This is a genomic window from Parabacteroides chinchillae, assembly GCF_900108035.1.
Taxonomy (GTDB): Bacteria; Bacteroidota; Bacteroidia; order Bacteroidales; family Tannerellaceae; genus Parabacteroides; species Parabacteroides chinchillae.
Genome location: NZ_FNVS01000006.1, coordinates 147,385 through 161,203 on the forward strand (window position 1 = coordinate 147,385; position 13,819 = coordinate 161,203).

Here is a 13,819-nt window from a genome sequence, read left to right on the forward strand (position 1 = left end):
TCAAAAGAACGCTTCTGTGTACAAAGGTACAATTTTTATTTATTTATAGTGTTTTATTCCTTGTATTTTTGCATGACAGCTAAAACTTTTTTATTAATCGGACAGATACATCTTTCTTGTACTCCGACGGTGTTATTTTCATTCTCTTCTGTACATACCGACTGAAATAAGAAACTGAAGAAAAATTCATTCGCTCAGCAATCGTAGTTAAAGACAGTTCTTTTTGTCGCAGCAAGCGGGTAATCTCCTGAAGGGTAAAGCGGTCGATCCAATAAGTAGCAGGTTTTCCACTTACCTTTTTGCATATCTCCGATAGGTAATGAGGGGTAATACAAAGCTGGGAAGCATAAAAATTAAGATCTCGGTTTTGGATATATTCACCGTTATATAACAGCTCTATAAACTTTCGCAGTAAGACTGTTATACGTTCCGACACCTGCACGTTATTCTGACTGCGTGCGTGAATATCGTAAAGGTCAAGGATGTGTGCTGTAAGCAGGCTTCCCATCAACTCCTCCCGAAACAGATGCTCTTTATCTTTCAGACGTTGCCGGATACAGCACATCGCCTCCCGGATGTTACGACCGAGCGATGTTCCCCGTATCAGTTCCGGTTCAAAACAGAGCACCCATCCTTGCGGCTGGAAAGTCTCTCCCGTGTCTTCCACCCCGATTACCTGTCCGGGAGCAAGACACACGACAGAACCTTTCTGGTAATCGTAATGATTCCGCCCATAAACCAATTCGCAATTCTTCTCGTCTTTCAGGAATACGACATAAAAGCTGAAGGTATGTCTCATATGCTTCATCAGCTTCGCTTTCGACAAGTCGATTACACTCACCAACGGATGCAGGGTCTCCACGCTCAGTATATGATTAATATTCTGTAACGATTGTAATATTCAAGAGTTCCTTATTCATGATTATACTTTGTTATTTCTCTGACAACAAATATAAGAATTGCCTCGTTTCCCGATGTCATAAGAAAGTCTGAAGCCGTAATTTCGGTAAGAAAATCCGTTATCCGTGTAAGACACCGATTGTTATCGTAACACTTTAAACTCATGCGTGATAACAATCTGTAATTTCGGTAAAATACTCTGTAGTTGGGTTAAAGTCAGGCAATCGACAATACTGTGATTTTGCAACCACTAAGAATAATACAACACTTTTCGTACTTTGTATTTAAAATCTACCATAACCCTATTCCTTTTATCTTAGGACATTCCAATTCCAATAATCCTTTTTTTGCATCGAGACCACCTCCATACCCCGTGAGTTTATGATTGCTGCCGATTACCCGGTGGCAGGGTACGAAGATAGAGATAGGATTGGTGGCATTGGCCGATGCAACTGCACGCACAGCCTTCGGGTTATGGATGCAGCGGGCAAGTTCGCCATAAGATATGGTCGTTCCATAGGGTATTTTCATCAGTTCTTCCCATACGGTACATTGAAATTCCGAGCCGGTAAAGACAACGGGGATATCGAATATCTTACGGTGTCCGGCAAAATATTCTTCGAGTTCCCCAATGGCCCGTTCGATGACGTCGGAAGTTCCTTCTTCATACTTCGCGTTCAGATGTCGCTGTATGCGGCGGTCTATCGTACTGCGGCGTTTCTCCACCGCCCAATCGCAAATACACAGCTTGTCGCCGTAAGAACCGACAAGCATATCGCCCACGGGCGATTGATACCGTGTAATCTTTATAGTTTCCATATTGTTCCTTTTATTGTTGGGAAATTCTTTCATACATATTTTACATGGTCTGTATCCGGCTTGTAATGCTTCCTCAAGCGTATCATAAAACACGATGTTCTTTTCCAGAGGCTTCGCCGGACAGTCCGGTGTACAAACAATTTTCGTTGTTCTGACGGCAACGAAAAATTTACCACGATAGCTTGCGTCTCTATTTCTTACCGCTTTTATCTTTTCTTCTGTTTTCATCATACTTGTTGTTGGTCGGTGCATAATCTTTCATTCCTTCTATTGCACCTCCTGCCACAGCCCAAAAGTAAAGACTTGCGACGGAAGCATAAGGAGCGAACCGTTTCTTATATAGGTCGAACAGTTGCCTGTTTATTACTTTATGGTGATAGACCATACGCATACCTCGCACAAGAGCGAGGTCGCCGAAACTCAATATATTACGGCGTTGCATGGAAAACAGCATAAGCATTTCAGCTGTCCAGATTCCTATACCGTCGAGTTCTACGAGTTTGGCGCAGACCTCTTCGTCCGACATTGTCCTAAGGGATTCGATGTCGAGTTCACCCGATAAGACTTTTTGTGCAGCCGATTTGATGTAAGCCGCTTTTTTGAATGTAATGCCGAATTGCTGTAACTCTTCGTCGCTTAAATCGTCGATAACCTGCGGTGTTATCTCGCCGAGAGTGGTTACCATCTTTTGCCAAATTGTCTTGTGAGCCTTTGTCGAAATCTGTTGCCCTATAATCGAATTGACCAAAGCCGCAAATAGGTCGGGAATAACTCCCCGCTCTATCGGTCCTACCTTTTCCATTACCTCGGCAAGTTTTTTATCTCGCTTTTTCAAATAGGACACCTCTGTCTCGCCATAGATAAAAATATTACGGTCGGTCATCAGCTTGCTTGTTGTGGAAATATTCGTTGGAGTCCGCTGGAGCCTTATTCCGATTGGAATCGTCATATTCCCTTATGACGGAAGCGACGGTGATTCGGTAATTTTCAAAAAGCCTTTCACGTCCTTCCGATTGGCTCGTACGGTGGTGAAGTTCATTACGCCACTTTTCAACGGCTTCTTCGTTCTCCCATACATTCAGAGGCAACAGTTTACCTTCTTCATTCAGACTACTGAACCGTTCGGAACGAATAAAACCTTTTGCATCCGAAAGCAATAGTTTTAATTGGGCGGCAAGTTCGAGATAGCGCACTTTACCCTCTGCCGTTGGCGTTACTTCAAAAAGAACGACCACTTTTCCGTTGCTGTTTTCTGTATTCTTTATCATTTGATTGTCATATTTCTAGTTGTTTCTCGTCCTATGGCTCTTCTACAATCCGTGTTGCCATCTTCCGGGCGTTCTTCAAATCGCCTGCAATGATGTATCTCAATAACTTCTCGTGAGAAGATTGTGAATTTATGAAGCAATCCGTACCATCGTAAATACGGTTGAACTCCGAAAGCAAATGCAGGGAAGCGGAACGGTAAATGTCTGCCAATATTCGATTGTGGGTCGCATCGGCAATTGCAATGTGGAAATTCATGTCGGCTTTGATACATTCTTTCAACAAACCGTCTTTCGCATTTGCCTTTCTTGCTTCAAGGAAGGACTGCATTCGTTCTATATCTTTTTCCGTTCTTCTTGCCACGGCTTTCTCCACGATTGCAATATCCAATATTTTCCTCACCTCATCGAGTTCCGTCCGGTCGGCGATACTCATATTTATACTGCCTCCGTTCGCATCGGATACTTCGGCGACAAATGTTCCCGCCCCTTGCCGGACTTGGACAACACCCATATTTACCAATAATTTTACCGCTTCACGGATACTCGACCTTCCGACTTTGAAAGTTTTCATCAACTCCGGTTCGGTCGGAAGTTTATCCCCAATCGTATAAACTCCTTCCGCAATCTGTTGTCTCAACTGTTCGGCTACTATATCTGCCAAAGATTTCTTTTGTATAATCATATATCTACTATCCTTTTCTTATTCATCATATCATCAGATGATTTGCAAAAGTATATATTTTTGTATGACAGACAAAATATTCGGTGATAATATTTTGGGATATTGATATTTTGTACTTACATTAGCTATATTGAAAATATCAATTCTTGTGGAATATATTGGGGAATTTTCTCATCTTTTTCCAAGAATATTATTACCTCTGTTGCTTGAAGAGTTATTTGACAGCATAGCAACGTAAAACGTTGAAATTCGCACGGTTGCTAAATCATTTCCTCTACTTTTCAAATATTTCGCTAAAAAATATTTTTGAAGAATGCCAACACAATACAATATTGAAAACAACTTTTGGCTTTAAATCCCTAAATGAAAGTGTCAAAATCCTCATAAACAGAAATCACCTTTACTACTAATAATCATAGTAAAGGTGATTTCAATAAGAGAAAAGTTTTGATATCTTCATAGAAATCTGAATTAACCATCTTCAAAAGTAATAAATAGTAGCTGATAGATGTAAAAAGCCATATCAAACTCTCTTGCGAGGAAACAATGATGTGGCTTTTATCAGTACTATTTCATATTTGAGTTTTCCCCTTTATTATTCGGTATCTCTATATTGTTTGGGAGACATCCCCACTTCTCTTTTGAAAAACTTGCCAAAGAAAGATTGTGAGGGGAAATTAAGTTCATCACTTATCTGCTGAATAGTCATATCGGTTGTTTTAATTAAAGACTTGGCCTCTAAAATGATGTAATCATCCAGCCATTGCCCTGCCGTTTTGCCGCTTACATTCTTTACGGCTACCGATAGATACTTAGTGGTAATATATAATCTGTCCGCATAGAAGCTGAGGGAGCGTTCCTGCTTGCAATATTTCAATACCAGTTTCAGGAAGTCCTCCATGATTATTTCATTTCTTGTTTTCTTTTTATTATTGACTTTATGCAGATAGTATCCCAATCCATAAAAGAGCGCGATAGTAAGATGCTTGACGATAGCCTTCCGGTTCAGCCCTTCGTCCTTGTTCCTTAAAACCCCCACTAACATTTTATGATGATTAAGAATGGCCTCCAATGCTCTTTCCCCAAGAGGTAGAAAAGGTGTGCTGCGGACGGACATGAATGTGGAAAAACCTTCCGGGAGGCTGATACTTTCTGTGAATTGCCTGGTCATAATAATAAATTCACCTTGAAAGTCATCGCTGACATTTGTCAATTCCCTGATTTGCCCCGGAAGCAATACCAATAATCCGGGGGCTTTGGCACGGACAGGAAACTGGTTTATTTCTGCCGTGATTTCACCTTTTATACAGATACACGTCACGGTAGCCTCACTTTTATGAGGGTACTTGTTTGGAAATGCATCGGAAATATCATCCGACAAATAGACTTCTCCCTTAATGCATTCCACATTATCCTTATTTTCCAATTCAAGATACATGTTTTGTCCTGTCATGGCATTAAAATATTTCGTTTAGACCACAAATATAGCATTGTTTTATTGTAAAATGCAACTTTATAGGCAAAACAGTCCAAGTCTCATACCTTTTGGCACTTTCCTGCCTTTTGGAATGCCTATACCTTTGCCGACGATAAAAACATGATTGTTAGTTATATATGAATCAATGAAGAAAATACTGATTTATCTTTTGCTTATCTGCGGCTTCTGTTCGGGAACGGTGGCGCAAAACAGGAATGACGAAATAAAGGATACCTTATCTTCTGTTTCCTCAAAAGAAATACCCGTCACGGTGGATAAAAGAAAAAAGGACACGTGGCTCAACCGCTTATTGTACGGGCATATAGACCGGACGTATGAGAAGAAAATGGATTTCAGTTTTGTTGCCGCTCCATCCTATACCCGTGAAGCGAGTTTTGGGATTGGCGGAGCCGCTTCGGGATTGTACAGGCTGGACCGTACGGACTCCATCATGCAGCCTTCCGACATTTCAATCAATGGAAACATGTCCGTTGAAGGCATGTATGTCATCAATATCAGGGGAAACAACAACTTCAAAGGGAATAAGTCCCGCCTGTCCTATCAGGTGAGTTTCTGCAACCAGCCTCTCTATCTGTGGGGAATCAGTTATGATGACTGCCTACAGAATCCCGCTGTGAAATATACCAGACAGAGAGTCGGCCTCGATGTAGATTATGTGTATAAGCTTACCGATGACATCCATATCGGTGCTTCTCTTTCCGTCAACCATTCAAAAGCACATAAACTTGAGAATATCTCCTATCTGAACGGTCAAAAACAGAGTTATTTTTTTGTGGGGACAGGGCTTTCCATTCAATATGATACCCGCGACTTCATCCTGACACCCACCCGTGGAATATACCTGATGCTTAAGGAAATGGTTTATCCCCAAGTCTTTGGGAATTACCACAAGACATTGCTAAGTACCATATTTATTGCCGACGCCTACCAAAAACTATGGAAAGGGGCTGTTATTGCAGCAGATTTCTATGGAAGAATCAATGACAATAGTAGCCCCTGGGCACTTCGGGAAGAATTGGGAGGCTCTTTCCGTATGAGGGGATATTACAGTGGAAGATATACGGATAACAGTCAGGTCTCTGCCCAGGTAGAGTTGAGACAGCGGTTGTACAAACGTCTGGGTTGTGTCGGCTGGATTGGTGCCGGGACTGTGTTTCCCTCCCTGAAAAAAATGAGAATGAGAAACGTGCTGCCCAATTACGGGCTGGGAATCCGGTTTGAGTTCAAACACAATGTCAATGTCAGGCTGGATTATGGTTTTGGGAAAGACACTAAAGGTTTTGTACTCAATTTGGCCGAAGCCTTCTAAGTTTATTAATATCAAAAAAAGAATAAGTATGAAGAAAAACAAGATTTGTATATTGCTGGTCCTGTGTGCCGGCTGTATATTCTCATCCTGCAAGGAACAGAAGCAGAACCGAGAACCGGTCAGCTACAAGACCATGACGGTATCAATGTCGGAAACAGAGTTATACCGTAGCTACTCCGCTTCCATTGAAGGAAATCAGTATGTGGAAATACGTCCGCAAATAAGCGGGCTTATTACAAGAATCTGTATTGACGAAGGAGCCCGTATAAGCAAAGGGACACCTCTGTTCATTATAGACCAGGTCCCGTATGAGGCTGCCCTGAAAACTGCGTCAGCCGCTGTAAAAAGTGCGCAGGTAAAAGTCTCCACCGCCCGGTTGACCGCTACCGGCAAACAAGAACTGTACAAGGAAAATGTGATTTCAGATTTTGAACTTCAAACGGCCTTAAACTCCTTAGGGGAAGCGGAAGCTCTGTTGGCACAGGCGGAAGCGGATGAAATGAATGCCCGCAACAACCTGTCATATACTATAATTAAAAGTCCGGTAGATGGAGTGGCAGGCATGATACCCTATAAAGTGGGAGCTTTGGTAAATCCCTCCATCAGCGAGCCACTGGTAACCGTATCAAGTGTAAATGAAATGTTTGCTTATTTTTCGGTTTCAGAAAACCAATTACAGGAATTGGTCGGAGAACCTGACGAGGATACCGGTTTTATTGAGAACCTTCCGATGGTGGAATTAAAACTTGGGAATGGGAAACTTTATGCGGAGAAGGGAAAGGTCACGGCGGTCAGCGGTATCACGGATGCACAGACAGGAGCTGTCGGGATACGTGCGTCCTTTCCAAATCCCCAAGGACTGCTCCGCAGCGGAAGCACGGCAACAGTTGTGGTACCCTATAAAATAAACGGCTGCATCGTCATTCCCAAAGCGGCCACCTACGAGATACAGAACAAAGTATTTGTCTATAAGGTCGTGGACGGGATAGCCACATCTGCCGAAATAAAACCGTTCAAGTTGAACAACGGCTCTGAATATGCCGTCATGTCCGGTCTGACGGAAGGTGATGTCATTGTTGCCGAAGGTGCCGGATTATTGCGTGAGGGAACTCCAATTTCCGGAGGAACTGCATCTGCACATCATAAATAAAAGGAGGTAAATATGAATATAAGAACTTTTATAGACAGACCTATATTGGCATGTGTCATTTCCGTGCTAATCCTGATGGTAGGAATTGTCGGGCTGACCATGTTACCCATTGAACAATTCCCCAGCATTGCACCGCCTACCATCCATGTAAATGCCACTTACACGGGAGCCAATGCCGAAACCGTACAAAAAAGTGTGATAGTCCCTTTGGAGGAAGCCATCAATGGGGTGGAGAATATGATTTACATGACATCCTCCGCCACGAATACGGGAAATGCCACCATTACCGTATATTTCAAGCAAGGAACAGATGCGGATATGGCGCAGGTGAACGTACAGAACCGTGTATCGCAAGTTACGGGAATGCTTCCTGCCGAGGTGACGAAAGTCGGGGTAACCACATTGAAACGCCAGACAGGGACATTGAAAGTGGTTTCCCTATACAACAAAGACGGCAGTTACGATGACCTTTTCCTCAATAATTACATGAAGATAAATGTCATCCCGCGCCTGTCGCGTATCTCCGGCGTGGGCGATATCCACATGATGGGATCGGAGTATTCCATGCGCATCTGGCTGAACCCTCAAAGAATGGCCCAATATGGATTGATGCCTTCGGACATCAGTGCCGTGTTGAACGAACAGAATGTGGAAGCGGCTACCGGTACGCTGGGTGAGGAGTCGGACAACACTTACCAGTACATCCTGAAATACCGGGGCCGGTATGAAACGGCTGAAGAATTTGAAAACCTTGTAGTACGTTCCTTGCCGGACGGACAGGCATTGTATCTCAAAGATGTGGCGGAAATTGAATTGGGGGCACTCAACTATGGCTACAAAGGAGAGGTAAACGGTTATCCGGGAACAACCTGTACCATTTCTCAAACGGCAGGTTCGAATGCGAATGAAATCATCAAGGAGATAGACAGAACCCTGGAAGAACTTTCCCAAAACCTGCCTAAGGGAATGGAGTTTGCCGATGTGGTCAGCACGAAAGATCAGTTGGACGCCTCCATTAAGGATGTCATCAAGACCTTGGTAGAAGCCATTCTGCTGGTAATTCTTGTTGTATATGTTTTCCTGCAAAGCATGCGGTCCACATTCATTCCGGCTGTTTCCATTATCGTATCGCTTGTCGGGACATTTGCCTTCCTGTATATTGCCGGATTCAGCTTGAACATGCTGACCCTGTTCGCGCTGGTATTGGTCATCGGAACGGTTGTGGACGACGCGATAGTTGTCGTGGAAGCTGTTCAAGCTAAATTTGATGAAGGGTACAAATCCGCTTATCAGGCAACGATTGATGCGATGGGCGGTATCAGTTCGGCATTGATAACCACCTCGCTGGTCTTTATGGCGGTGTTTATCCCCGTATGTTTCATGGAAGGTACTACCGGTACTTTCTATACACAATTCGGATTGACAATGGCCGTGGCGGTCATCATATCGTTAGTCAATGCCCTGACTTTAAGCCCGGCCCTTTGTGCATTGATTATGACCCCGCACATGGAAGTAGGAAAAGGGGAAAAAGCAAGCCTGTCTTCCCGGCTTCATGTGGCCTATGAATCGGCTTTCAATGCCATGCTGAACAGGTATAAGACCGGCATCGTATGGTTCATTAATCGTAAATGGCTGCTCTATCCTTTAATGACAGTGATTTTTGCAGGATTGTTCCTGCTTATGAAAAGCACCAAAACCGGTTTGATACCGACCGAAGATACGGGAGCTATTTATATCAATGTGGCCACCGCTCCGGGCAGCACGCTGAATGAGACCAAACAGGTGATGGACCAGATAGACAAATGTATTCGGGACATCCCTCAAATCGAGATTTTTGCAAAAATCGCCGGTTATGGTATGCTTAGCGGGCAGGGAGCCACCAACGGAATTTTCTTTGTAAGACTCAAGCATTGGGATGAACGTGAAGGTAAGGAAAACCATATCAACTCCGTCATTGCGGACATCAACAAGCGCACGGCAAGTGTCAAGTCTGCCAATATGATGGTTTTTGCACAACCCATGCTTTCCGGTTATGGAAACAGCAACGGCATTGAAATGTATGTGCAAGACCGCAAGGGTGGAACCATAGAAGAATTGCAGACGCAGACGCAGGCGTTCTGCCGGGCATTGGAAGAACGTCCGGAAATTGCGATTGCTTATTCAACGTTTGCGACCAGATATCCCCAATACAAGGTGGAAGTGGACGCGGCATTGTGCAAAAAGAACAACGTGTCACCCTCCGACGTATTAAATGTTCTGTCGGGCTATATAGGCGGAACCTATGCCTCCAACATGAACCTGTATACCAAAATGTACCGCGTGATGATACAGGCCGCTCCCGAATTCCGTCTGGATGAAGAAGCCTTGAACAACATCTTTGTACGCACCACTGAAGGGGATATGAGTCCGATAGAGCAGTATGTCAGAATAGAAAAGGTTTACGGACCGGAGTCCCTTTCCCGTTTCAACCTTTTTTCATCCATATCCGTGACGGTAATGCCTGCGGACGGTTACAGTACAGGCCAGGCTATCAAAGCCATTGCCGATGTTTCGGTCCGTTCGCTTCCTTCGGGATACGGGTATGAATTTGGGGGACGCAGCCGTGAGGAGGCCGATACCGGAACCGGAACGATTGTCATTTTCATTATTTGCTTCCTTTTCATTTATCTGCTGTTGTGCGCCTTATACGAGAGCCTTTTCATTCCGATGGCGGTCATGCTTGCCGTCCCGTTCGGACTTTTCGGCAGCTTCCTCTTTGCCAACCTGTTCGGTGTCGAAAACAATATTTATATGCAGACGGGACTGCTGATGCTGATAGGATTATTGTCAAAGACGGCCATCCTGCTCACCGAATACGCTTCCCAAAGACGGACCGAGGGGTACAGTATCGTACGGGCTTCCCTTGAAGCGGCCCGTGTGCGCCTGCGTCCTATTCTAATGACCGTTCTCACCATGGTATTCGGAATGATTCCCATGGCTATGTCAAGCGGGGTGGGTGCCAACGGCAGCAAGGCATTGGCATTGGGAACAATCGGCGGCATGCTGATAGGAACACTGGCTTTACTGTTTTTTGTCCCGTTCTTCTTCATCATATTCCAGCATATCGAGGAACGGGTCATGCCCCAACGTCGGGTTTTGAAATTATCGGAACAATCAAACAAAGAAAGAGAATGAAAGAAAGATTAATATTCCTGCTGTTGCCGCTCCTGATGAGCGGCTGCGGTATCTACAATAAGTATGAGCGCCCCAATGATATTCCCGTTCCATTGAGTTATCGTGACATACCTCTATCGGAGCGCTCCTCGGATAATCTGGCTGTTCTGTCATGGCGGACACTTTTTACAGATACCTGCTTGCAGAACCTGATAGACAAGGGACTGGAACACAATACGGAGTTAAGTATCGCCCGGCTACGGGTAGAACAGGCAGAAGCGGTATTACTGTCATCCAAACTGGCTTATCTGCCTTCATTGTCCGCGGATGCAGAAGGCAGTCTGAGCAGCATTGACGGGGCAAAACCCGGAAAGAGCTATACCATTGCCGGGAAAGCAAGCTGGGAGATAGATATTTTTGGAAAAGTCACCAACGCAAAACGGGAAGCCCGTGCCGAGTTGGAGAAAACAAGGGCTTATGAACTTGCCGTACAGACCCAACTGATAGCTACCATTGCCGACAGCTACTATATGTTACTGACCCTTGACCGGCAGCTGGAAATTAACCGGGCCACACTGGAATCTTGGGAAAAGACCGTCCATGCTATGGAAGTACTGAAACATGCGGGACAGCAAAACGATACGGATGTGCTTCAGGCACAGGCAAACTGCCTTGCTTTACGTGCCTCACTCTCGCAGACGGAACAAAACATACATGAAACGGAGAACAGCCTGTCCGTATTGTTGGGAATTGCTCCACAGCACATTCACCGTGGTACGATAGCAGATGTACAATTGCCGCCAACCCTACACGCAGGGGTGCCATTGCAATTGCTTGAAAACCGCCCAGACATACGTCAGGCGGAGGCCGAGCTTGCAAAGGCCTTCTACGCCACGAACAGCGCACGTGCAGCTTTTTATCCCGGCCTTACCCTAAACGGTACAGCCGGATGGACCAATAATGCGGGAGGGGCCATTATAAATCCGGCCCAGGTACTGCTTTCGGCGGTAGGTTCACTTACACAGCCTTTATTCAATAAAGGAGAGAACATAGCCAATTTGAGAGTGGCAAAAGCGGACCAAGAGATAGCGCGAAAGAACTTCCAACAGGCGCTGCTTAACGCCGGACAAGAAGTTAACGACGCATTGACGCAATATCAAATGGCAGACAAGCGCACCGTTTATTATACAAATCAAATAGATGCCTTGCGTAAGGTTGCACATAAAACGGAACTGCTGATGAAACACTCTTCCGTGAATTATCTGGAAGTGCTGACAGCCCACCGTTCATTGCTTACTGCTGAATTGTCTCAAGTGCAGAGTTGCTTCGAACAGATTCAAGGAATGATCAGTCTGTATCATGCTTTGGGAGGTGGTATTCTTTAACACAATTATTCATCATGTAATATGAAAAAAGAGAACAAACAATCGCTTGCTGTCATCTTTATGGCAACGCTATGCACTTTACAAATTTCTTCAGTCTGTGCTCAAATCCGGACTGACAGTCTGAAACGCGGTATCAGCCGGTACACTGACCGTAATTTTTCCGAATTACGAACCGTTAACCTCCATTGGGAAGTTATGCCTTCCTACAACTATACTCTGAAACATAGTGACAGGGATTTTGAAAAAGGCAAAATGGAAACATCGCGTAATGTAAAATTCCAGACGACTATTCCGGTTTTCCGCTCCGGCAAATTTTCGCTTTATGCCAATGGGAATATTGACTACTATCATTTCGAGGTCAACCCAAATGATGATAAACCATCGGAGCTGTTTACGGAAAAAGAGAATGACCGCTTGTATATGAAGGGAGGGCTGGCACTCAATTACTATGCCACACTGTTCGGGAAGCCTTTACTATTGAGTGTATCAGCCGGTATTGACGGTTGGGAGAAAGGAGTAGAGCAGTTTCAAGGTGGCTTCATGGCCAATCTGCTGTTGAAACAGACACACAAAAACAGTGTCTCGATAGGATTATATGCCATGTACCCTTATCAGATAACACCGGTTGTGCCAATCGTTATTTGGACGCACCGGTTAAATCCGAACTGGATACTTGATTTCACTCTGCCAAGCCGTATGTATGTACGATACCAAAGAGGGAAACACCGTTTATCTGCCGGTACACAGATGGAAACAGAACAGTTCTATATGCAGGCACCCACAAAGTATATGAATGCCTCACGACAGGAAGGTACATCGACATACTATTATAATAGAAGTATGTTCAAGGCTGAATTGGTTTATGAATGTATATTGAACAAGCGCTTTTACTTCATAGCACGTGGCGGTGGAGCCGGTACAATAACAGGAGGACTATATGATACCGACCGTAAAGGAACAGGCAACAAACCTTTTGTTGAAATATCACATTCTGTTGCGCCTTTTTTTAATGTGGGTTTTTCTTACAGTATATTCAGATGAAGATTATGAGAGTCGTGTTAAGTTTATTTGTCGTAAGCCTTTGTTTGGGGTTATCGACCTCCTCTGCCAGCGCACAACTTCGATTGGGAATAAAGGGTGGTGCCACTTTATCAAGGGTCAGCCTCTCGGGGGATAAATCCAATCTTGCCTCCAAGAATCGGAGCGGATTCTTTGTCGGTCCGATGGTTGATGCAAAAATTCCTTTCTTCGGATTGGGAATGGATGTATCGGCATTATATGCACATAGCTATTTGGACAACAAGTTTACTGAGACAACAGTCAAATCCATTGAAGTCCCGGTCAATGTAAAATGGTCGGCAAGCATATTACGTTTGTTTGGCATCTATGCAGCGTTAGGACCGCAGTTCGGATTCAACATAGGAGAAAGGAATGACTCCCATTATCTCATCAGGAAAAGACACGCCAGTTTTAATACGGGTGGAGGAATTGTCTTGTTGGACCATGTCCAGTTCGGCGTAAATTACAACTTTGCGCTCACCCGTACAGCAACGCTGCAAATACCTGTTGAGATGGGTGAAAACTACAACGTAAAAGTAAAGAATAATTCCTGGCAGGTCTCATTGGCCTATTTATTTTAAAACTTTTTATACTCC

General features: G+C 44.3%; 12 protein-coding genes and 1 pseudogene. 6 read left to right on the forward strand and 7 right to left on the reverse strand.

The window, feature by feature from the left end; all coding sequences use genetic code 11:
- Window positions 1-79: 79 nt before the first annotated feature.
- The 7 genes and pseudogenes from C4S38_RS16015 to C4S38_RS06395 all read right to left on the reverse strand — a co-directional run bounded on the left by C4S38_RS16015 (window position 80) and on the right by C4S38_RS06395 (window position 5,122).
- On the reverse strand, window positions 80-862 hold the full coding sequence (locus C4S38_RS16015) for a helix-turn-helix domain-containing protein (RefSeq protein ID WP_234999303.1): 783 nt from the start codon (window positions 860-862) through the stop codon (window positions 80-82).
- Window positions 863-1,191: 329 nt separating this feature from the next.
- The gene (locus C4S38_RS06375) at window positions 1,192-1,719 is read right to left on the reverse strand and encodes a methylated-DNA--[protein]-cysteine S-methyltransferase (RefSeq protein ID WP_234999308.1); all 528 of its coding nucleotides are present in this window, start codon (window positions 1,717-1,719) and stop codon (window positions 1,192-1,194) included.
- 90 nt (window positions 1,720-1,809) lie between these two features.
- A pseudogene (locus tag C4S38_RS16020) lies at window positions 1,810-1,971 on the reverse strand (Ada metal-binding domain-containing protein); the annotation flags it as partial.
- Window positions 1,910-2,521: a DNA-3-methyladenine glycosylase family protein gene (locus C4S38_RS06380; protein WP_234999304.1), complete on the reverse strand. Its 612-nt coding sequence runs from the start codon at window positions 2,519-2,521 to the stop codon at window positions 1,910-1,912. The pseudogene C4S38_RS16020 and the gene C4S38_RS06380, both read right to left, overlap by 62 nt.
- Window positions 2,522-2,588: 67 nt before the next feature.
- Complete coding sequence (locus C4S38_RS06385) at window positions 2,589-2,987, reverse strand: antibiotic biosynthesis monooxygenase family protein (RefSeq protein WP_103983021.1); 399 nt, start codon at window positions 2,985-2,987, stop codon at window positions 2,589-2,591.
- Window positions 2,988-3,018: 31 nt separating this feature from the next.
- Window positions 3,019-3,669: a FadR/GntR family transcriptional regulator gene (locus C4S38_RS06390; RefSeq protein ID WP_103983022.1), complete on the reverse strand. Its 651-nt coding sequence runs from the start codon at window positions 3,667-3,669 to the stop codon at window positions 3,019-3,021.
- A 595-nt stretch (window positions 3,670-4,264) separates the two neighbouring features.
- On the reverse strand, window positions 4,265-5,122 hold the full coding sequence (locus C4S38_RS06395) for an AraC family transcriptional regulator (protein WP_103983023.1): 858 nt from the start codon (window positions 5,120-5,122) through the stop codon (window positions 4,265-4,267).
- A gap of 169 nt (window positions 5,123-5,291) precedes the next feature.
- Between C4S38_RS06395 and C4S38_RS06400 the strand changes: the two genes are divergently transcribed.
- Genes C4S38_RS06400 through C4S38_RS06425 form a run of 6 tightly spaced genes read left to right on the forward strand, consistent with a single transcriptional unit; the run spans window position 5,292 to window position 13,804 of the window.
- The gene (locus C4S38_RS06400) at window positions 5,292-6,476 is read left to right on the forward strand and encodes a BamA/TamA family outer membrane protein (protein ID WP_103983024.1); all 1,185 of its coding nucleotides are present in this window, start codon (window positions 5,292-5,294) and stop codon (window positions 6,474-6,476) included.
- Window positions 6,477-6,504: 28 nt separating this feature from the next.
- Entirely contained in the window at window positions 6,505-7,626 is a 1,122-nt protein-coding gene (locus tag C4S38_RS06405) for an efflux RND transporter periplasmic adaptor subunit (protein ID WP_103983025.1), read from the forward strand.
- A gap of 12 nt (window positions 7,627-7,638) precedes the next feature.
- On the forward strand, window positions 7,639-10,800 hold the full coding sequence (locus C4S38_RS06410) for an efflux RND transporter permease subunit (RefSeq protein WP_103983026.1): 3,162 nt from the start codon (window positions 7,639-7,641) through the stop codon (window positions 10,798-10,800).
- Window positions 10,797-12,164, forward strand: a complete 1,368-nt coding sequence (locus C4S38_RS06415; RefSeq protein WP_103983027.1) for a TolC family protein — start codon at window positions 10,797-10,799, stop codon at window positions 12,162-12,164. Before C4S38_RS06410 ends, C4S38_RS06415 begins: the two co-directional genes overlap by 4 nt.
- Before the next feature lie 21 nt (window positions 12,165-12,185).
- Window positions 12,186-13,205, forward strand: coding sequence for a hypothetical protein (locus C4S38_RS06420; RefSeq protein WP_146059453.1), 1,020 nt, complete (start codon window positions 12,186-12,188; stop codon window positions 13,203-13,205).
- The gene (locus tag C4S38_RS06425; protein ID WP_103983029.1) at window positions 13,202-13,804 is read left to right on the forward strand and encodes a porin family protein; all 603 of its coding nucleotides are present in this window, start codon (window positions 13,202-13,204) and stop codon (window positions 13,802-13,804) included. Before C4S38_RS06420 ends, C4S38_RS06425 begins: the two co-directional genes overlap by 4 nt.
- The last annotated feature ends 15 nt before the right edge of the window (window positions 13,805-13,819 follow it).